The sequence below is a fragment of the Proteus vulgaris genome (genome assembly GCF_016647575.1).
GTDB classification, from domain to species: domain Bacteria; phylum Pseudomonadota; class Gammaproteobacteria; order Enterobacterales; family Enterobacteriaceae; genus Proteus; species Proteus mirabilis_B.
Map to the genome: position 1 here is coordinate 3,932,893 of NZ_CP032663.1, position 21,615 is coordinate 3,954,507.

Below are 21,615 nucleotides of genomic sequence, written 5' to 3' on the forward strand. Positions count from 1 at the left end.
ATATGATGGATGAAAAACAGTTAACAGCCAAATGGGATGCCATTTATCAAGGCGCAGGTAAAGCCATTGATTGGGTAACGGCAGTAAGAGGTAATGCACCTCGTTTAAATACCGAAGCCGATAGCCTTATCTATCGTCTGCGCCGTAGCCGTAACATGGCAAAAAATCTCAGTTTAGCAACACAGAGACCAATGTCTGTGGGCTTTTTTGGTCTTTCTCAAGCAGGAAAGTCGTACCTGATTTCAGCACTTGCCGCAGGGCAAGATGGTCGCCTAAGAACCAGTATGTCAGGTAAAACCCTTGATTTTATCGACCACATCAACCCACCGGGTGGCGGTAAAGAAGCCACAGGTTTAGTGACTCGCTTTAGTCGCAACGCCACAAAAGGCACGCAAGAGTTTCCTGTTGAGCTGCATCTTTTCAGCGAAATTGAGATAGTTAAAATTCTCGCCAATGCCTATCTGTATGACTTTAATCAGGAAAAAATTGAATTTGAATTAGATGACGAGAAAATTTCTCGTTTAATCAATTCATTAAGCACACAATGCAGTGCTACACCTGTTGCTGGCATTACTCATGATGACGTTGTCTCGTTATGGGATTATCTGCAACGTCATGCTGAAAAAAGCCAGAAAAAATTGGCAACAACCTATTGGCCTAAAGCGATTGAGTTAGCGCCTTATCTCAGCATTGCACAACGCGCTAAACTCTTTTCTGTTTTATGGGGCGATATTGCAGAGCTGACATCCGCTTATCAACGTTTTAGCACCACTCTTGCCTCTTTAGGTAATGCACCTCTTGTTTTGGCTCCGCTCACTTCTTTAGTCAAAGAGCAAGACGGCGTGTTAATACAAAAAGACAGTATTATGAACGTGGATATGTTAGAGCGTCTCAATACTGCCAATGATAGCCAGATCAGCATTTGTCCTGTTCATGGCGATCGTATTGATGCTCCTGTGACGCTTTCGTTAGCAGAATTAACGGCGCTGACGGTTGAATTAGTCGTTCCGCTATTAGATACACCAAGTAAAGCCCTGTTTGAACACGTTGAACTGCTCGATTTCCCGGGCTATCGCGGCCGTTTAGGGGTTGAAACTATGGCTGATGTACGTCGTCAAGTTAACGATGACAGTGCAAATCCGCTGGCACAGCTTATTCTACGGGGTAAAGTCGCCTATCTATTTGAACGTTATACCGATAACCAAGAGATGAATGTGTTAGTGGTATGTACCGCATCAAACAAACAATCAGATGTGAAAGAAGTCGGTGCAGTCCTCACAGAATGGATCAATAACACCCAAGGTAAAGATGCATTAACGCGCGCCAAACGCCCTTCAGGTTTAATTTGGGCAATGACCATGTTTGATATGCGTATTACCAACTCCTTAACCATGAATGAAGCGTTATTACGTCAATCATGGGGTAAAGGTGGCATGATCAAAATGGCGATGTTAGAACGCTTTGGTCAATATGAATGGATGTCATCAGATTGGATCAACGGTGAAGCATTTAATAACACCTTCTTAGTGCGTAAACCGGGCGTACCTACCCCGTTTATTCAAATCAGTAATGGCAAAGAAACTGTTCTAAATGAAGACAGTGTTTCTCAGCTACATCTGATGAAAAAAACCTTTGCGGAAGATGAAACGGTCCAACGCTATATTCGAGAGCCAGACCAAGCATGGAATGCCATGTTGGCGCTTAACGATGGCGGTATGCAACGCCTTGCCGACTACCTTGAAACCGTCGCATTAAAATCACTAAAACTTGAACGTATTAGCGAACAACTGCAAGAAATTCAACGTGATTTAATCGGCCATCATCTTGAAAAATGGTATCAATCAGGTGGTGAAGAAGAGCTTCAAGTCAAACGCCGTAATGCAGCCACTATTTTACGCTTTATGCAAAGCCGTCCTTATTTACAAGGTGCGTTACTGGATTACCTGTTACCTTCTCGTAAATCACTCTACGACCTGTATATGCAGGAAAAAGAGGTTATCGATACGCTTTCAGACAAGAAGGCAACACAAGCCCCTGTTTCCGCCTTTGCGGCTATGGAACAACCTGCTTTCGATCTCTTTAGTGATGCGCCAATCTCTCTAGTACCAGAAGAAGATGAAGCCCCTAAAGGTCACGGCAATGAGGTTACTTACCCTAAAAAAGTAATGGCATTATGGATAAACCATCTACGTAGCCTGCCTGATAACAGTACTTTGTTAACCTATTTAGGCATTGATCAAGAAATTATGGTGCTGTTAGTGGATGAACTTATCACTGCAATCAATCGCCTTGGTGTTGAACAACGTATGTTGAAAACCCTTGCAGGGACAGAAGCTATTGCTCGTCGTGATGACTTAGCCGAACAGCAATCATCTCGTGTTTATAATGTGCTAGGTGATTTTATTACTTGGTTTAATTTCAAAGATAACGGTGTTGAGAAGCCTGATAGCAAAATCAATGCAGGCTATAAGATCTTTGAAAGACCTGATAGTGCTAGTGTGCAATGGGGTGATGATGAGCGTTTAGTCCGCTTACCTACTAACCCTGTTAACTACACCCTTTTATTTGTGATTGATTGGCTTATCGCTTTATCAGCGGTTATTACTGAGAATGCAGGGCATTCTGCGGGAAGAGAGATCAGTGCTGAACAAAACGCACTATTAGGTCAAATCATTCAAACCATGAAATCATCCGTCGTGGAGTCATAATTCGTGTTTAATCCAGAATTAAAACCCGTACAACCTGCTCGTCCCGGCTTTGCGGTATTAAGTATTCGTAATTGGGAAGGTGACGCTTCCCCTGTTTATTTAAGCATTCAGCGTAACCAAGATCGCTATTTCTTAAATGATAAAGGGGAATGGGTAGGTAATGCCTTTTTCCACCAGCTTTCACTTGAAGATGCTGATGATGGTTATCAAATCATTCTTGATAAAACGCTCGTTGATCCCCTCGTTAGTAATTTACAAATGGCGTATCAATTTACGTTAAAAGACGATAACGAAACACAAGATATCGGGCGATTACGTATTCGTGATGGCGTATTAGCCTCACAAGCGCAAGGTCAGAGTGAAGCATTAAAATCAACAGCGACATTAGATAATCAGCCAGTTCCGCCTGCTCCTATTATTGAAGAAACACCACCGGAGCCAGAGCCAGAACCTCTCAAAATTGAGCCTGAAGAAGTAGAACCGGTTATCCCTGAAATCAACGTGGATGAACCGCCACAACGACCAACACCACCTGCACCGAAGAAATCAAAAATTGGCTTAATTTTAGCCATTATCTTGATCTTAATTTTAGCGGGTGTCTTAACATGGTTCTTCTTACTAAGAGGTAATCCTGCTGGCGAGCCAGCACCACAACCGACACCCGAACCCGCAACACCGAGTGTATGCAGTGTCGAAAATATGAAATCGGGTACCGCATTAGCCTTTGTACAAAGTTGCATACAGAGCCAACCGGATAGCAAAACTATCCTTGCAACTATTGAACAAGCGAAACAGAACAATCAATGTGATGTTGCTCAGCGTTTATATGCTTATAAAGCACAATCAGGTGATGTTGATATCGCACTGAATTACGCTCGTGAATACGATCCAGAAACCGCGTCAGCACAAGGTTGCTTTGGTGCAGACAAAGAAACGGCCATTTATTGGTACGAAGCGGTTCTTAATCACGACTCACAAAACAGTGACGCAAAAGCGCGTCTTGAAGCTTTGAAAAAATAGGAAAGTCGCATGAAAAAGGCGCATTGGCTTACTCTTATTCTCAGCGGTTTAATTCTGACAGCGCCAGCAAGTGCTGAAGAGAAAAAGCCGTTACTACAAGAGGGTAAAAAGACTCTCTATCAACGTGTATTAACTTACCCGGGTTGCCAAGTTGCTGACACTGTTGGCGCAAAAGGTAAAGAGCAACCTGCATTTAGCCGTTTTTATGTTTATCAGCGCCAAAAACAAGGTGCCAATGAGTGGTTACAAGTTGGCCCTGATAGCTTAGGTCATATCAGTGGTTGGATGAATGCAAGTTGTACCTCAGAGTGGAAAATGCAGTTAACACTCGCGTTTACTAACCCTGCGGGTCGTAACCCAATGCTGTTTTTCAAAGATAAGCAAACGGTTGAAAGCTTACTTGAAAGCCCAACACCTGAAAAACAGTACAAGCCCTTTTTAGCAGATATCAAAAACCAGAAAGTGAATCCGGCTGTTTTAGCAAAAGAGCCCGATTATATGATTGATCAGAAAAGCAATTTTTATCTGTTACCTGTATTAGGCTCAGATGAAGTCTTTACTGATGCAGGCTATAAAGTGCGTGTCCTCAATGTGGCTTCTGTCTCTTCACAAACCAAAGATAGCAAAGAAGCACAGAATGCGAATGCAACGGCAAACAATACAAAACCTGCAACACCTAACAGCAAAGATGCTGACAATATGATGCAAGGTTTTTCTGCCGCAGTCGTGTTTGTTATCGACTCGACCATATCAATGGACCCTTACATTGATAGAACCAAAGAAGCGATTCAAAAGGTTTATGCACAAGTCGAAAAAGACAACATGTTGGATAAGGTAAAATTTGGTTTAGTAGCATTTCGCTCTAATACCAAAGCCGTCCCTGCATTGGAATACGACAGTAAAATGTTTGTAAACCCCAATGATGTAAAAGATGGCCCTGATTTCCTAAATAAAGTTAAAGAGTTACGCCAAGCTAAAGTCTCAAGTAGTCGTTTTGATGAAGATGCTTATGCTGGTGTAATGCAAGCGCTTGATGATGTTGATTGGACACGTTTTGGTGCGCGTTACGTTATTTTAATCACTGATGCAGGTGCATTAACGGGAGATGATCCTCTTTCATCCACTAAGCTCGACGCAGAGCAAATTCGCCAAGAAGCAGCTTATCGCGGTGTTGCACTTTATACACTGCATTTAAAAACGCCATCAGGTGCAAAAAATCACGCATCTGCACAAGCACAATATGAAGCATTAACGCTTAATCCGTTCTTACACAAATCGCTTTACTACCCTATCAACTCTGGGGATGTGAATAGTTTTGGTCGTATGGTAGACAGCTTAGCAACCGCTGTAACCACTCAAATTCAAACCGCTTATCGTGGCGAAGCCACCGTGGGTAGTGCGTTAAATGCCGATCCTACTTATAGCAAGAATAAAGAGACAGATACCTTACTGAATGATGCACACGATTTAGGCTATGCAATGCGTTTAGCTTATTTAGGTGAGAAGCAAGGTACAAAAGCACCTCCTGTTTTTAAAGCATGGATAAGTGATCGGGATTTATTACAGCAAAATATCCCAACAACAGAAGTGCAGGTTTTACTGACTAAAAGTGAGCTGAGCGATTTAAGTGATGTGATGAAAAAAATCGTGAATGCCGCTAATGAAGGTTTGATCTCTCCTGACAATATGTTTGCTGATTTACGTTCGATTGCCGCCACGATGGGTAACGATCCAAATCAAATCAAACAAGGCTCAGCGACCAAATTAGGTGAAATGGGCTTACTGGGTGAGTATGTCGAAAATCTCCCTTATTTAAGTGAAGTGCTTGGCTTAGATGAAGAGACATGGAAAAGCTGGGATGGTCTTGCGCAAGAGAAATTTATTCGTCGTCTAAATACGAAATTACAATACTATCAACGTTATAATGAAGATGTTGATCGTTGGATATCCCTTGCACCACAAAGCGATCCTCGCGATCACGTTTATCCTGTTCCACTGGAAAACTTGCCTTAATGATCCAGATTGAAGGCATGGCAATTACGCGTGGTGATGCGCAACATGGTTTTCGTGTTGCGCTTCCTTCATTAACCCTTGAAAAAGGGGAAATCGGCGCGCTAACGGGATTAAGTGGTTGTGGTAAAAGTACCTTATTGGAAATGATAGGGTTAATCTTACGCCCTGATGAATTAACTCATTTTCAACTCGGTGACGATTTAATTATCACACAAGCGGTGTTAAGTAATGAACAAGCTCGACTCGCTTCATTACGTGCTGAGAAATTGGGTTTTATGCTCCAAAGTGGCGGATTACTTCCCTTTTTAACCGTCATGCAAAATATTCAATTACCTCGTAAGATGCTGGGATTAACACCGCACTCTGCTTGGCTTGATCACGCCATTGACCATCTGCAATTACGCCCTTTACTGAGTCGTCTACCTCGCCAACTCTCCATTGGTGAACGTCAACGCGCTGCATTTATTCGTGCTATCGCTCATGAGCCCGCTCTATTACTTGCTGATGAGCCTACAGCCGCTCTCGATCCTCATAATGCGCAAGCGTTGTATGCATTGATTGTTGAAATGGTAAAACAGCTCGATATCTCTGCACTGGTTGTCAGTCACGATTGGTCTTTAGTCGAGCGTTTTGGATTTAGCCACTATCACGCACAACTACAAGGGGGCGGTAGTGTCTTTATCAAACAATAACACTAATCCCAATCGCCTTGGCTTACTCAGTTCACTCGCTTGGCGCGACTTAATTTATGATCGCAAAGTCGCACTCTGTATTGTGTTCTCTTTAGTCTCAGTTATCGCACCACTGCTACTGCTGTTTGGGCTAAAAAACGGTATTGTGACGCAGCTTCACAACCAACTCCTCAATGATCCGCGTAACCTTGAAATACGTATGTTAGGCAATGGTAATTATCCACAAAATTGGTTTAATGATATTGCACGTAAAGATGAGGTTCGATTTGTTATCCCATTAACACGTAGCTTAAACACTCAAGCCGATATTGTGATTGATGGGCAACGTTTTATTGATAATGCTGAAGTTATCCCGACAGCAGAAAACGATCCCTTATTAGAGGGTGTCGCAATTCCCCAAAATGCCGACACCTTAGTGCTCTCTGCTAATGCAGCACAAAAATTACAAGCAAATGTAGGCGATAGTGTGCGCTTATTTATCAGCCGTAAGCTTAATGGTGTCAATGAACGAGCCAAGCGTACCTTTACTGTTGCCGCCATTATCAGCGATAGCAAATTTTCAAGAGCGGCAGCCTTTGTTTCTCTTGATGTTTTAGTGGCAATGGAAGATTACCGTGATGGTTATCAAGCGCCTCTTTTTGGCGTAACAGAAGGCTTTGAAGCGAAGCCAAGAACTCAGTTTGCTAAAGCTCGCCTTTATGCAAAAAATTTAGATGCCATTGCACCACTAGATGATTGGTTTAGACAACAACACATTGATGTGATGACACAAAAAAGCCAAATAGACTCTGTAAAAGCAATCAGCTACGTCCTTAACGTTATTTTTTCCGTGATTGCTTGGGTATCACTATTAGGCTGTATAGCCTCATTAATTGGTGCATTCCTTGCCAATATTGACCGTAAACGTAAAGACATGGCGGTATTACGCCTATTGGGTTTTCGTCAATTTGCAGTCTCTTTATACATTGTGTTGCAAGCACTGCTATTAACAAGCGTTGCCTTTATTTTAGCCCTTGGGCTTTATGGCATCGGTAGCGCCTTATTCACCACATTATTAGGCACACATTTACCTGAACAAGCTTTTGTTTGTCAGTTAACGTTTTGGGATTTATTGATTGCCATGTGTAGTGCCTTACTTGTCGCCTTAATAGTGGCAAGTATTGGTGCACTGCGTGCCGTTTCGATTGAACCTGCGGAGAGCTTACGTGAAATTTAATTTATCGCTTCTAACTTTATCATTCGCGCTGTTATCTAGCAGTTTTACCGCATCTGCCAAATGGGATGATAAATTTGTTAACCCTAAAGCTTTGCCTGATGATGTTACTTTGCCTTTCCCTTGTGAAGGTTCAATGGTTTTTCGCCAAGTAACCATACCCTTAAGCCAGCCATTACAAGATTACAGTGTGACCTTAGGGCAAGAAGGTGATGAATGGGGCTATTTAGAACAATCTCGAGCAGAACATATTGCGGGTAGCTTTCCATTAAAAGGCAAAGAAAAAGGTCGTTACTACCTTATGGCGAAATACCCCGTTACCGATCTGCAATATAACGCCATGCAGAGCGTGATTAATGGTAAAGAGTGCCCCGTTGCTTCAAATAAATTACGTTTACCAAAAGTGAATATCAGTTGGTATGAAGCGATGCAATTTGCTGACCAATACAACCAATGGCTAAGAAGCAATCATCCCGAAGCATTACCTGTTGAAGATGGCGCAAAAGGCTTCGCAAGATTACCGACAGAAACTGAGTGGGAATTTGCGGCACGTGGCGGTTTAAAAGTATCCGCTTCAGAGTTTCGTGATATGCGTTTCCCAATGCCAGAAGGCACCAAAAACTATATTTGGTCTGCGGGTAGTCAATCCGCTAATGGCTCATTACAGCTCACCGGTTTGTTATCACCCAATCCATTAGGATTACATGACATGTTGGGTAATGTTGCTGAAATGATGTTTGAGCCTTTTAGATTAAATAAACTCGACCGCTTACACGGACAAGCAGGTGGATTTATTGTGCGCGGTGGTAGCTATCTTACCCCAGAAAGCGATATGCGCAGTTCATGGCGTCAAGAAGAGCCTTATTACACAAACACCGGTGCAAATAAAAACAAATATACAGGTTTTCGTTTAGCCATTGTTGCCCCTGCATTGACATCACGTGACAAAATTAAAGAGATAGAAAAAGAGTGGCAACAATTAGGGAATGAGAAACCAGCGAGCAATAACTCAAAAACTAATAGCGATAATTCCATTAATAGCCTGAATACGCTCTCAACCCAAGTACAAGATGAAGCGCTGAAAAAACAGTTAGCTGAATTAAAAAATACATTACGAGCAAATGCACAACTGCGTGATGAGCAACGTGATCAAGCTATCCGTACTTCACTGCAATTAGGCGCTTTTTTATGTACTAAATTAAAAGATGATGGCGAGTTCTATGATCGATTAATTGCACTACATGAGAAAAATTGCCCTGCTGGCACAAAAGATGCCACATGTGAACGACGCCAAGAGCAAGTTAACGAACATAAGAAAACCCTCGACTTTGTCGTGAGTTATTACGCAGACACATTAGTGGATATGGCAACAACGTATGATGCCTCTTTAGTAAAACCTCAAGTTGACGTTGTACGTCAATTAATGGAAGCCAGAGGCAAATCAAATTTAAATACGTACCTTTCAACGTATATGCAGGGACTCCAAGGATATTGGGCTAACGGTAAAGTTTCACGGAACGAATGGCTTGAAGCGTGCAAAAAACAATAACAGAGACTTTGGGATAGGTGTGGTATGAATAAACGACTCATGGCGGTACTTGGCATTAGTGCCATACTCGCCTTATCAGGATGTCAAAGTAATAGCGGTGCTGATCCACGTTTGAAAAATAACAGTGACATGGAGTTTTTCAGTAAATCTGGCATTGGGGCTTGTGCTGGTGGTGCCGCTATTGGTGCATTAAGTTGCCTAGTCGCTAATGTTGATAACAAAGGCGCCTGTATGATTATCGCGGCGGTCGCGGGTTGTGGTGTCGGTATTGGTGCAAATGCTTATTTAGACAATAAGCGCCAAAATTATGCCTCGAAAGAAGAAATGCTCAACTCGATGATAGAGGATGTAAAAAAAGAGAATCAGCGCCTACAAAGTGCCTCAAATACCGCAAGAGCCGTAATCAACGACGATAAAAGAGCGTTGGCAAAAATTGAGCAAGATATGAAACAACAACGCCTTAATAAAGCCACAGCTGAAAAACAATTAAAAGGTATTGATGCCAATATCGCAGCACTGCGTTCTCGTTTAGCGGATATGAAAAAACGTGAAGGTGAATGGCGTGATATCGCTGCGCAAAGTCGTCAAGATGGCCTAAAGACAGCACAGCTTGATAAACAAATCAATGGGATGAAACAACAAGTAACCTCTTTACAAGAAGAACTTGATAGTCTTTATACCCAACGTACAGCAATAAAACTTAGTTAACGTTAAAAAGGATGATAATGAAATTTTTACCTCTTTCCCTTGTTGGCATGACCTTACTCTTAAGCGGTTGTGTCACCAATCCCGCTGATTGTGATCCAACAACGGGTGATGTCAGTATAATTACTAAATTTAACTGTAATTATTCAGGGACTTATGACAATCGCATTGAACAAAAAAAAGCGATTTTAGGTAATGAACAAGCATTAAACACCGAGTTTAAAGCCGTTCTTGCCGCCATTGAAAAAGAAAAACAGCAGACCAATGCAGATCTAAAAAGTAAACAAGCGAGTCAACGTGCATTAAGTCAATCAATGAATAATCTGTTAAATCAAATTCGCCAAAAAACCAAAGGGCAAAATGATATTCAAAAGCAGATCAATGAAATTGATAAGCAAATGAAAGCGGCACAAAATAACCCATCAAAATCAGTGATGGAAAAACAGCTTGAATTAGAGAACTTACAAAATCAAGTACTTAGTTTGCAAAGTGATTTAGGACTTAAATAAATCTAAAAAGGTTCTCTATTATTTAGAGAGCCTTTTTCTTTTATTTTGATTACTATGATTTATATATTTAAATAGTGATTTATATTTTTTATATATTATTAATTATATAATGATTAATAGAGCACTTTAATAAAACAACCTTATTTAAATAAGAGTGCTATTTTTTATTCCATTAAAAATAAACTCATTATTATAATCCCATCCGCTTAATAATGCGTTCTTATTATTTTACTTATGGGATATAACTAATGAAAAAAAATTTACTATCAACTTTATTTATAACTGGTTTATTAGCAACTTCTTCTGTTTATGCTCAAAACGATTTTAAATTAGATAAAACTACAATTTCAGCGGGTTATGCACAAGTTAAAATGGCAGGACAGAACCCGATACATGGTGGTGTTTTTTCTATTCGCCAAGAAATCAATTCACAGTTTGGTATTTTAGCAACCGCAACATATGCTCAAAATGAATATGATCTGAATAAGCCAGTTAATACTTTCTTTAAAGATGTGAATGCACGTTATTATTCTGTAATGGCAGGTCCTACACTACGTTTAAATGAGTTTATTAGTGTTTACGGCACTGCAGGTATGAGCCAAATTCAATTTAAATCTGATAATTCAGAATTAAAGAAAATAAAGAAAAATGCATTTAGTTGGGGTGCTGGTTTAATCGTTAACCCAGCAGAGATGGTTTCTATTTCTCTTGGGTATGAAAATAGCCGTTTTAAATTTAAAGACACCGATAGCAAAATTATTTTAGATGGTTTTGTTGCTAATATTGGTTATCGTTTTTAATTAATATAAAGCACATATTATTTTATGATATGTGCTTATTTTATTATTATATTAAGAAAATTACTTTTCAGAATTTAATTTTTATTACTTAATGAAAACACGTAAAAACAAAAATGCCTCTGTCTAATTAAAAACAGAGGCGAAAAGACAATTTAAATTATAATTTCCAAAGACTCACACCAGGGAATAACACAGACTCCGATTGTCTAAAAACCCACTACATTAAATCTTGATACGTTCCTAACTGATAACCTCTTTCCAAAATCGCGTGCTTTAATGCGCTATCTGTTAATACTTCAAGCTCTGTTAGGCGCTGAAAACAATAACCACTTGCTCGCAATGGGTTATCCACAAAAGCAGGGTGTGTCATCACTTCAATAGAATGTTCATGACGTGCTTTCGATTCATCAAGTACCTTTAAAAATAACGCTTGAGTAATTTCATCACCATAAAATTGGCTATCAAAACCATCACTACTTATCACGCCTTGGGTATCAATCCCTTCTTTGTGTGCAAGTGGTCTATCAACACGCATCGGTAATGATTTTTCTTTGGCAAACTCCGCCACAATAGGGAAAATTTGCTTAAACATATGCACATGATGGTGGCTATCGATATGGTCTGGCGCACAACCAAAGATCTCAATAAAACGCTGATATTGTGCTTTAAGTTCAACACGAATTTCATCAAGCGGTAAATCGCCCTCTTCTGCCATTTGCCATACCCATTTTCCTAACACACCTTCACGCGTTAAAGAAGGTAAAGGAGACAGCGGTTTACCCATCGTCAAAGTAAAGTGAAGCCCAACACCTAAACCGGGCAACTCATGGCGCAATTGTGCTGCGTGTTCAATTCCCTCGGCATTGACAAGTGCCGTTGTTGAACTAACAACACCATGACGAAAACACTCTACAATGCCGTAGTTTTGACCTTTACTAAGCCCGAAATCATCCGCATTCACAATTAATAAACCAGCCATTCTGTCTCCTTATTACTTATTTTTCTCTACCGACAATTAATGAGAAGCTTTTTCTAACTCAGCAATTGCTTTAGCAAAATTAGGTAGATGTGCCTTATGTGCTAATAACATTTCACGCGTAAGTACTTCTGCATCTTTATCTGAAAGTACCAGTGGTGTTAAGTTCATTGCTAATAAAGCATCATTTAATTCGCCACTAATAGCTGCTTTACTCGCCGCGATTTCAAAGGCCTTGATGGTATGAATTAATCCCATCACTTTTTCATCAAAATGCGTTAAACGTGGATGAGGTTTAGCGCCATCACGCCCTAAAATAGCCGTCACTTCAATTGACCAATCTGCTGGAATATTATCGACATGACCATGATGAGGAATATTCACATAATGCTCAGCTTGTTTATCATTATAAATAGCATTAATCACTTCACAGGCTGCATCAGAATAGTAAGCACCACCGCGTAATTCCAACTCTTTCGGTTTGATATTTAAATCAGGATCTTTATACAATTCAAACAGTTGTTTTTCGACTTTTTGTACTACTTTAGCGCGAGCACCACCTTTATAGTATTCTCCCATCTCAATCGCTAACATCTCTTTTTGCTTGAAGTAATACAGCAAATAAGAGCATGGCAACATATTAAGAGAGCGGATCAAACCTTCACTAAATGGTAGGTCGAAAATATTTTTCACAGAGCCTGCGGTTAATGTTCCTGAAGCCACACCGTCTAATAATTCAGGAAAACGGGATTGACCATTTACAATGACATCTTTAATAAACACCATATGATTTAAGCCAAATAAATCAATGGAGAGTTCATCTTTTTCTGTCAGCTTCAGAACATCTGTAATAAACATCTTCATACCGATTGGAATATTACAAACCCCAATAAATTTCTTAAAGTTGGTATGACGATAAACCGCTTCTGTTACCATACCGGCTGGATTGGTAAAGTTAATGATCCACGCATTAGGGCAAATTTCTTCAACATCTTTAATAATATCGAAAATAACAGGAATAGTACGCAAGCCTTTAAATAGACCACCAGCACCATTGGTTTCTTGCCCTAAATAGCCATGACTTAAAGGAATAGATTCATCAAGCTCTCTTGCTTTCAATTGACCAACACGCAATTGTGTTGTGACAAAATCAGCCTCTTTTAATGCTTCACGGCGATTAAGTGTTTTATAAATGGTTAAAGGAATACCCGCTTTTTTTACCATGCGCTGGCAAAGCTCAAAAATAATATCAAGCTTCTCTTTCCCTTCTTCAACGTCCACTAACCATAATTCTGTGATTGGTAGCTCATGATAACGCTTAATAAAACCTTCTAATAATTCAGGCGTATAACTGCTTCCACCACCAATGGTAACGATTTTTAATTTATGACTCATAAAATACTCCCATACAGCGTAATAGTGCTGTTATTTGTGTATTAATGGCGAAATTAAGGCGTAAAGAGCCATGAAGAAAATAAGCTTATTTTCTTCTTTCTCTCTATTTTCAATAAAATTAATCTTTATTGTTGATTAATTTCTTACGCTTAATAATGAATTAGTTTGTTTCTTTAATACTGTATAAATTTTTCCGATAACTATTTGGGGTCAGCGAGGTTATTTTCTTAAATGTCTTAATAAATAAACTTGGACTGCTGTAACCTGCATCAAAAGCAATATCTGTTATCGAGTAGTTTGTAATTTCCAATTGTTTTTTAGCAAAATTAATTCGAATATCATGAATAATTTGCATCGGTGTTTTATCGTAATAACGCCGAGTTGCTCGAGTTAAATACTCTTGTGATTTTCCTGATAGCATTACCATATTAACCAGTGCATTTTCGCCAAATTTTTGTTTGTCATGCATCTCGCTTACAGTCTCTCTTAGCCATAAAGGAATATCATCTTGCGTTCTATTTTCTCGATGGTGTCGTAATCTATTCACCACATTAAAGGTGACAATTTCAATAAATTCATTAAATTCGGTATGGCGGAAATTTAATGAGCCAATGACCGATTCAATATAGGAAAGAAACTCATTTTTTAATTCATAAACTTGTGAAGCGATAAAATAAGAAGGCAATAACGAGAGGTAATGTTTATCAAAAAAGGCTTTACTAATTCCCACATTTAAAATGCGTGTTGCCCCAAAATCATAAAAACTTTGATGATGAGAGCCGATGGGGATAAAAACAAAATCACCCCGCTCTAATAAAATCTTTTTACCATTAATTTCTTGATAATAGCGCCCTGTTAATACAATGGTGAATTCATAATAATCATGTTGATGCAATCCACTGACACTTTCTGTTTTATTATAAATAAAGACATGAAAGTTTTTGCCATTAAATAGCTGATCTTCATAGACCATGCGTATTTCGCTTTGTGCTCTCAATGACTCCACCACAGTATTCATCTTATTTTATCTTCTCATGTAACTCGATTAATTCTGTCACTAACTCTCTGGCTAACATCGAGGTCATTAAATGATCTTGCGCGTGAACTAATACCAAGCTAACTTTTGTTTTGCCAACACCTTGGTCATCACCAATTAAACGAGTCTGTATTTTATGCGCCTCATTTAATGCTTCACGAGATTGCTCCATTAATTTTCTAGCGCCATCAAAATCACCTTCTTTGGCTTTTTTTAATGCGCCATAAGCCACACTACGAGCTTGACCTGAATTAATGATAAGCCCCATGATGATCTCTTCAAATTCATCATCAGTTGCACTGCTATCAACGGCATTTTCAATATCTAACATCATATTTCCTCTTTGACACTGGCAAGTGCAGAGAAACCTCTGCACTTGTGTTTTCTATCACTTAAAATTTCAATGCATTGGCAATATCTTCTTCACTTTCTTCTTTTTCAATTTCAGTTTGAGCTTTATTTGAAATAATCACGAAAGGAAGATAAATCAGTGTGGCAACACCTAAGTTAAATAGTGCTAATAACAGTGCCGCAATACTACCGTTGGTATTAAAGAAAGCACCTAGCCCAGTTGGCATTGTCCACGGCGCAATATTTGTCACTGGTGGGATTATCCCTAAGTAATAAGCAGTCACAGTAATAGCGGCAAGAATAGGCTGAATAAGAATAAATGGAATAAACATCACAGGGTTCATAATCACAGGTAGACCAAAAATAATCGGTTCATTAATTTGGAATAAACCTGCTGGCAGTGCCAGTTTTGCCACTTGGCGATGATCGGCACGACGAGAGGCGATAAAGATTGCAATAATAAGCCCCAGTGTTGCCCCTGTACCCCCTAAGAAGATAAAGGAGTCTAACATCGGTTTCGCCCAAAGATGGAACGTTTTACCCGCTGCAAGTGCAGCTTCTACTGAACCGTACTCAGTATAGATGGAGACGTTCTCTAACGCCCAAGGCGTCATAATACCACTATCAAGTGCAGCAAGTGCGAGCGAACCATGAATACCAAAGAACCACAGTAGAGAGGTAAAAATAACGTATGCCCAACCAACCACTGAGCCCATTGATGCTAATGGTGTTGAGATAGAATCTAAAATAATTTGATGGAAGTTCGTTTCATACGTCGCTAATCCCCACGAAACAATCCCCATAATTGATAAGATAATAAAACCCGGAATTAATGCAGAGAACGAACGTGAAACAGAAGCCGGTACGCTATCAGGCAAACGGATAACCCAGTTGCGACGCACAATAAAGGTAAACATCTCAGCCACAACAAGACCAATAATGATACCTGAAATAATATTTGCCCCACCTAACCAGTTAGCGCCTACTGCATAAGCACCACCTGCATTATAAGGTGTGACTGTCATAAAGGCAGCAATAGAAAGTAAACCTGCCGCAATCGGGTCAACTTTACGCTCTTCTGCTAATGCCATTCCGATAAAGAACGGCGCCATCAACGACATTATCCCCAATGTACCATTATAAACATTCCCCCCTATGGCTTTAAAACCATTGAGCGTTTCTATTGTTGATGCATCAAGGCGGATACCTAAAGAATAAAAGAAGGAGCCATCACCAAAACTAAGAAAAACGTTATTGATAAGTACAAACATTGCCCCTGCAAGGGTTAACGGCATTAAACGAATAAAGCCATTCTTAATTGCATTAACGTGAGGTTGCTTTCCAATTTTAACCGCAAAAGGAAGGAGTACCTTTTCAAGTGAACCAATAAACTTACTCATAGAAAAATACCCTTAAAATGCCGCTAATTGCTCGGCTTGCTGAAAAATTCGCTCTTTGACTGGAATAGAAATAATAAAAAAATAAAAAATAAAATTAATTTGTTGTTGCAGATGCTTTTTTAATAGAGGCGACAGCGGCTTTTAACACACCTAAGCCATCTACTTTTCCGTATAACAAAGAATCGATCACTTCGACCGGTTTATTAGGGAGTAATTTTTGGATATCAGGCAACATCCAGCTAATTTGTGGACCAAGTAAAATCAGATCTGCATCCTGTCCTTTTTGTGCTGCTAAGGTTTCAGGAAATGCTTCAATAACCACAGGCACTTCATATTTTTCTGCTTGTGCTCGCATTTTGGTCACGAGAAGAGATGTTGACATGCCAGCAGAACAAAATAAGTAAATATATTTCTTTTGCATAAAACCCTCTTGAGTTGGCAACGATTTACCCTAGAGATAACAAGGCTTTCTCTTGTGCATTCATTACTGTGTCAGTACAGAAACCGAAGTAAGATTAAAATAAGGATTGTTTCTGCTTGAATGAAGTATACGCAATGATACTAGTTAACGATATTTCTTATAGGTTAAGAATTGTCTCTCCTTGACCTACTCTTTTGACACTCTTCACAAATTGAGCAAATAATCTGAAGAGTTCTTTCACGTCACGAAATTTGTCTTTTCCATTTACACCGATGACCACTCGCAAAATTTCGCCATTTTAGTCAAGTTAATCCTTTATTATTATGAGAATGTGAATTAGTATCATTACTCTTTATGCTTTTGATGGTATTATCATCTTCTTTGTGGATCGACATTTAGGCCACTGCTGTAAAGATCCGTGTTATTTCGTGTTGCAACAATATGGGAAAGAGAATGTTTAAAAAGTCATTAAGCCCACTGTTTTTACTGCTTTCTTCACTTGTTATCGCAGGTTGTGATAACGCTCAAGACACATCAACAGCACAATCAGCTGAGAAACAAACTCTCACGATTGAACATTTCCAAGGGACAACTGAAATCCCTGCACATCCACAAAAAGTGGTTGTGATGAATATGGAAACCCTCGATATTATTGATGCATTGGGTGTTTCTATTGTTGGTCTTCCACAAACGAATGTTCATTTACCAAAATTCTTAGAGAAGTACACCAATCCGAACGACTATATCAATGAAGGTGCATTATTTGAGCCGAACTATGAAAAGCTCAGCACAACAGCACCTGATTTAATTTTAAGTGGTAGTCGTGCTCGTGATGCGTATGCAAAATTAAGTGAAATTGCACCTGCGATTTCAATGGATATCGATCCTAAACGTTTCGTTGAAAGCCTTGCTGAACGCATAACAACATTAGGTCAAATTTTTGGCAAAGAAGAACAAGCTAAAAAATTACTGGCTGATTTCCATAGCAAAATTGATACCGTAAAAGCCAAAACACCCGATGCAGGTAAAGCAATGGTGGTTTTAGTCAGTGGCGGTAAAATTTCTGCTTATGGCCCAGGCTCTCGCTTTGGCTTTATCTATGATGTATTAGGTTTTGAACCAGCTTATGTTTTTGATAGCCCAGGTTCTCACGGCAACATCGTTAACTCTGAATTACTGTTAAAACTGAACCCAGATTGGATGTTTGTTATTGACCGTGATGCAGCAATTGGTCGTGAAGATTCACAACCAGCTCAACAAGTTCTTGATAATGCACTGGTCAGAAAAGTAAACGCTTGGAACAAAGACCAAGTTATCTATCTTGATGCAAGTTCCATTTATATCTCTGGCGGGATCCAAACTTACTCTCGCTTAATGGATACAATTAATCAGGCATTGGATCAAAAAAAATAAAGTAACTGAATGAAAACGTTCCATTTATCATTGGGGATAGGAGGTATCGCTATCCTCTCAATGATCAGTCTATTTGTCGGCGCAGGAGATATTACTCCTGCTTCGCTTTTTTCTGATCCCGATATGCGCGATATCTTCTTTATCAGCCGTGTTCCAAGAACCCTATCATTATTACTCGCCGGTGGAGCCATTAGTGTTGCAGGCTTAATCATGCAACTGCTCACCCAAAACCGCTTCGTTGAGCCTTCTCTTGCCGGAACCACCCAATCTGCAAGTCTTGGTTTATTAGTCGTCATGCTGCTCTTTCCAGCTGCTGGCATCTTTACCAAAATGATGGTTGCCACTGTTTTTGCCCTGCTTGGTACTTTGTTGTTTATGTTGCTTCTGCAAAGGATCACCTTAAAAACAACACTGATAGTGCCTTTAGTCGGCATTATGCTCAGTGCAGTTATTGGCGCACTCACCATCTTCTTAGCGGTATATTTCGATTTACTGCAATCATTAGATGCATGGACCAGTGGCGATTTCTCAAGCGTGTTACAAGGCCGTTATGAGCTGTTATGGCTTGTTGGAGCGCTGGCAATCATGGCGTGTTGGGTTGCAGATAGCTTTACTGTTGCCGGAATGGGGCGAGAGTTCTCCATTAACGTGGGGCTGAATTATCGCAAAGTCATGATAATAGGATTATCGATCATTGCGCTTATCAGTGGCGTTGTGGTTTCTGTCGTCGGTGCATTGCCTTTCCTTGGTTTGATTGTGCCCAATCTGGTGAGCTTAGTGATGGGGGATAATATCCGTAAAACCATTCCTTGGGTTTGCTTAAGTGGTGGCGCGATTGTTTTACTGTGTGATGTGATTGGTCGCCTTATTCGCTACCCATTTGAAATTCCTGCCAGCGTTATTTTAGGGGCTGTGGGTGCCATTATTTTCCTTTTCTTACTACTAAAGCAGCAACGTTATGCAAAAAGTTAATTCATCCATAATTAGCAAATGTACTGGCGCTGTCGAACATAAGAAAATGCGCCTCTCTCCCATGTCTCGTATCTGGTTATTATTAGGGGCATCGTTATTATCTATTGTGTTATTTATGACGATAAACCTAAACGGCAATATCTCTTATATTCTGACTCACCGCGCTTACATTATTCTCACCATGATTGTGGTGGCATTTGCTGCGGGTGTTTCCACAATATTGTTCCAAACTATCGCGAATAACCGTATTCTGACACCTTCACTTATGGGGTTAGAAGCCCTATTTGTGTTACTACAAACCGTGTTTGTCTTCTTTGAAGGCGATATGCCTGCATCGTGGATGCTGAACCTATCAAAGTTCTTCTTAGAATCGACATTGCTCGTGCTATTTTCGGTTGTACTTTATCGTTGGTTGTTTAGCTCAGTACGCTTTAACATTAATTTAGTCCTGATGATTGGGATTATCTTAGGGACTCTATTTCGCAGTTCCGCCACATTATTACAACGCTTGATGGATCCTAATGAGTTTTCCATCTTACAAGGTCGCATGTTTGCCACTTTCACCCGCGCTACGCCTGATCTTATCTTTTGTGCTTTAGCGATTATTGTGGTTGTTGGTGTTTTACTTTGGCGTATGCGTTATAGCTTTGATGTGATGGCATTAGGGCAAGCAAATGCCATTAACCTTGGTATTAATTACCGCAAGCAGACCACTTATATCCTGTTGCTGATTTCCGTTTTAGTTGCGGTTTCTACCGCTTTAGTTGGTCCGTTAACCTTCTTGGGTTTAATTGTGGCTAACCTTGCTTATCATATCAGTGGCAGCAGCCAGCACCGTTTCTTGATGCCTGTCGCCTTCCTACTAGGTACTATCGCCTTAATCGGTGGGCAACTGGTTTTAGAGTATGGCTTAAAAATGACAGGTACACTTTCTGTTGTGATTGAGTTTGTTGGTGGAATGTTCTTTATTTATTTGGTGTTAAGAAGACTTTAATATGATTGAAATCAGCAAAATATCAAAACGTTATCAAGACACAACCGTTCTCGATAATATAACAACAACAATTCAACGTGGCGGTATTACTTCGATCATTGGCCCTAATGGCGCGGGTAAATCCACACTACTTTCTGTTATTGGACGTTTATTACTTCCTGAAAGTGGCATGGTAAGCGTTAACGGCATGGATGTTGCTGCAACTGATAGCGATGTTCTTGCTAAAAATCTCTCAATACTGCGCCAAGAAAACCAGTTTGTTAGTCGTTTAACCGTAGAAGAATTAGTCGGCTTTGGGCGTTATCCTTACAGTAAAGGGCGTTTAACGCTCGACGATAAAAAAGTGATTGATGAGTCACTTGCCTTTTTAAATCTGACTGAATTTCGTCATCGCTATCTCGATGAATTATCGGGTGGGCAACGTCAGCGTACCTATGTTGCAATGGTACTATGCCAAGATACTGAATATGTCATGCTTGATGAACCGCTTAATAATCTTGATATGAAACACGCGGTAATAATGATGAAACTTCTGCGAAAAGCCGCAGATGAATTAGGAAAAACGATTATTATCGTTATTCATGATATCAATTTTGCCTCTGTTTACTCTGACTATATTTTAGCCATGCGTAACGGACAACTGTATTATCACGGTTCACCCAAAGAGATCATGAAAGCGGATATTATCGAAGATATTTTCGACACACCCGTTGACGTTAAAGAGCTCGATAATAAGCTAATTGCTATGTATTACTAATGCCATTTAGCCAATTATCTTCAATAAAAAGCATGTTGTTCTTCTCATTAACAGCGTGCTTTTTTATTGCCTTTTCCCTTGCTGAAGTAACTCTGAATCAATATCTTCAAAGATAGATTGCCATTCATTATCATCAATATCCATTAATCCAAAATAACGCAATAAAAAGGTGCCTTCTGTCGCTAAAAATGCCAATCGTGCACGTTTTCCAGCTTCTGTTGTTGTATCTACACCTGCTAATCGCTGTTGATACCACTCTTTGGTACTTTGTAGATATTCGGGAGTTTGTAGCAACGCCGCCATCAAACTAGCGCCTTTGGCAAAAGAGACTTTATCGTGATGATGTGTGGCATGGATATGTGCAGCGACACGATTGTCAGGGGAATTATCACTTTCAACTATCTTGTTAAATTGAGTTTCATAACTCTCTTCCCAGAAATCAAACATTGCATCAATCATCGCCTCTTTACTGCTAAAACAGTATTGAACGCCCCCTTTTGAGATCCCCATTTTTTTTGCAACAGTATCAATCGTTAACGCTGCCGCGCCTTGCTCCATCACAATATCGAAGATAGCTTCTAGCAGTTTTTCTCTATCAATAGTTCTTTGACGTCCCATAAAAAAACCTCTTTTCAATACGGTCGTATGGATTTATATTATAGCCGCTAGTAAAAATAATACACATAAAAAT

General features: G+C 39.8%; 20 protein-coding genes. 13 read left to right on the forward strand and 7 right to left on the reverse strand.

Annotation, left to right across the window (positions count from 1 at the left end; all coding sequences use genetic code 11):
• Window positions 1-2 precede the first annotated feature (2 nt).
• The 9 genes from D7029_RS17975 to D7029_RS18015 all read left to right on the forward strand — a co-directional run bounded on the left by D7029_RS17975 (window position 3) and on the right by D7029_RS18015 (window position 11,209).
• Window positions 3-2,708, forward strand: a complete 2,706-nt coding sequence (locus D7029_RS17975; RefSeq protein ID WP_228766716.1) for a putative virulence factor — start codon at window positions 3-5, stop codon at window positions 2,706-2,708.
• 3 nt (window positions 2,709-2,711) lie between these two features.
• Window positions 2,712-3,728 (forward strand): hypothetical protein, encoded by a 1,017-nt coding sequence (locus D7029_RS17980; RefSeq protein ID WP_194951437.1) that lies wholly within the window; start codon window positions 2,712-2,714, stop codon window positions 3,726-3,728.
• A gap of 9 nt (window positions 3,729-3,737) precedes the next feature.
• Window positions 3,738-5,741, forward strand: coding sequence for a vWA domain-containing protein (locus tag D7029_RS17985; RefSeq protein ID WP_194951438.1), 2,004 nt, complete (start codon window positions 3,738-3,740; stop codon window positions 5,739-5,741).
• Window positions 5,741-6,433 (forward strand): ABC transporter ATP-binding protein, encoded by a 693-nt coding sequence (locus D7029_RS17990; protein WP_194951439.1) that lies wholly within the window; start codon window positions 5,741-5,743, stop codon window positions 6,431-6,433. The genes D7029_RS17985 and D7029_RS17990 overlap by 1 nt, the downstream gene beginning before the upstream one ends.
• Window positions 6,414-7,649 carry an ABC transporter permease gene (locus tag D7029_RS17995; protein WP_194951440.1) on the forward strand — a complete coding sequence of 412 codons (1,236 nt, stop codon included), beginning with the start codon at window positions 6,414-6,416 and terminating at the stop codon, window positions 7,647-7,649. Before D7029_RS17990 ends, D7029_RS17995 begins: the two co-directional genes overlap by 20 nt.
• On the forward strand, window positions 7,639-9,195 hold the full coding sequence (locus D7029_RS18000; protein WP_194951441.1) for a formylglycine-generating enzyme family protein: 1,557 nt from the start codon (window positions 7,639-7,641) through the stop codon (window positions 9,193-9,195). The genes D7029_RS17995 and D7029_RS18000 overlap by 11 nt, the downstream gene beginning before the upstream one ends.
• Before the next feature lie 24 nt (window positions 9,196-9,219).
• Complete coding sequence (locus D7029_RS18005) at window positions 9,220-9,903, forward strand: hypothetical protein (protein WP_088494275.1); 684 nt, start codon at window positions 9,220-9,222, stop codon at window positions 9,901-9,903.
• Between the two features lie 17 nt (window positions 9,904-9,920).
• On the forward strand, window positions 9,921-10,409 hold the full coding sequence (locus tag D7029_RS18010) for a hypothetical protein (protein WP_227718962.1): 489 nt from the start codon (window positions 9,921-9,923) through the stop codon (window positions 10,407-10,409).
• Window positions 10,410-10,657: 248 nt separating this feature from the next.
• Complete coding sequence (locus D7029_RS18015; protein ID WP_194951442.1) at window positions 10,658-11,209, forward strand: Ail/Lom family outer membrane beta-barrel protein; 552 nt, start codon at window positions 10,658-10,660, stop codon at window positions 11,207-11,209.
• Between the two features lie 217 nt (window positions 11,210-11,426).
• Here the strand turns inward: D7029_RS18015 and chbG are convergent, their stop codons facing one another.
• The 6 genes from chbG to D7029_RS18045 form a co-directional block, all read right to left on the reverse strand.
• The gene (gene chbG, locus D7029_RS18020; RefSeq protein WP_194951443.1) at window positions 11,427-12,188 is read right to left on the reverse strand and encodes a chitin disaccharide deacetylase; all 762 of its coding nucleotides are present in this window, start codon (window positions 12,186-12,188) and stop codon (window positions 11,427-11,429) included.
• Between the two features lie 36 nt (window positions 12,189-12,224).
• Window positions 12,225-13,580 carry a 6-phospho-beta-glucosidase gene (locus D7029_RS18025; protein WP_194951444.1) on the reverse strand — a complete coding sequence of 452 codons (1,356 nt, stop codon included), beginning with the start codon at window positions 13,578-13,580 and terminating at the stop codon, window positions 12,225-12,227.
• A gap of 160 nt (window positions 13,581-13,740) precedes the next feature.
• Window positions 13,741-14,598 carry a transcriptional regulator ChbR gene (gene chbR, locus D7029_RS18030; RefSeq protein WP_088494269.1) on the reverse strand — a complete coding sequence of 286 codons (858 nt, stop codon included), beginning with the start codon at window positions 14,596-14,598 and terminating at the stop codon, window positions 13,741-13,743.
• A 1-nt stretch (window position 14,599) separates the two neighbouring features.
• Window positions 14,600-14,947, reverse strand: a complete 348-nt coding sequence (chbA, locus tag D7029_RS18035) for a PTS N,N'-diacetylchitobiose transporter subunit IIA (protein WP_088494268.1) — start codon at window positions 14,945-14,947, stop codon at window positions 14,600-14,602.
• Between the two features lie 61 nt (window positions 14,948-15,008).
• Window positions 15,009-16,367 (reverse strand): PTS N,N'-diacetylchitobiose transporter subunit IIC, encoded by a 1,359-nt coding sequence (gene chbC / locus D7029_RS18040; protein ID WP_088494267.1) that lies wholly within the window; start codon window positions 16,365-16,367, stop codon window positions 15,009-15,011.
• 94 nt (window positions 16,368-16,461) lie between these two features.
• Entirely contained in the window at window positions 16,462-16,788 is a 327-nt protein-coding gene (locus tag D7029_RS18045; RefSeq protein WP_069369489.1) for a PTS sugar transporter subunit IIB, read from the reverse strand.
• Between the two features lie 453 nt (window positions 16,789-17,241).
• Between D7029_RS18045 and D7029_RS18050 the strand changes: the two genes are divergently transcribed.
• From D7029_RS18050 to D7029_RS18065, 4 genes are read left to right on the forward strand one after another with little or no spacing between them, the layout of a single operon-like run.
• Entirely contained in the window at window positions 17,242-18,201 is a 960-nt protein-coding gene (locus D7029_RS18050) for a siderophore ABC transporter substrate-binding protein (RefSeq protein WP_194951445.1), read from the forward strand.
• 9 nt (window positions 18,202-18,210) lie between these two features.
• Window positions 18,211-19,173 (forward strand): ABC transporter permease, encoded by a 963-nt coding sequence (locus D7029_RS18055; RefSeq protein ID WP_075674003.1) that lies wholly within the window; start codon window positions 18,211-18,213, stop codon window positions 19,171-19,173.
• Window positions 19,160-20,167 carry an iron chelate uptake ABC transporter family permease subunit gene (locus tag D7029_RS18060; protein WP_099076071.1) on the forward strand — a complete coding sequence of 336 codons (1,008 nt, stop codon included), beginning with the start codon at window positions 19,160-19,162 and terminating at the stop codon, window positions 20,165-20,167. The genes D7029_RS18055 and D7029_RS18060 overlap by 14 nt, the downstream gene beginning before the upstream one ends.
• A gap of 1 nt (window position 20,168) precedes the next feature.
• Window positions 20,169-20,924, forward strand: coding sequence for an ABC transporter ATP-binding protein (locus D7029_RS18065; protein ID WP_194951446.1), 756 nt, complete (start codon window positions 20,169-20,171; stop codon window positions 20,922-20,924).
• A gap of 63 nt (window positions 20,925-20,987) precedes the next feature.
• Here the strand turns inward: D7029_RS18065 and D7029_RS18070 are convergent, their stop codons facing one another.
• Window positions 20,988-21,542 carry a TetR/AcrR family transcriptional regulator gene (locus D7029_RS18070; RefSeq protein ID WP_194951447.1) on the reverse strand — a complete coding sequence of 185 codons (555 nt, stop codon included), beginning with the start codon at window positions 21,540-21,542 and terminating at the stop codon, window positions 20,988-20,990.
• Window positions 21,543-21,615 lie beyond the last annotated feature (73 nt).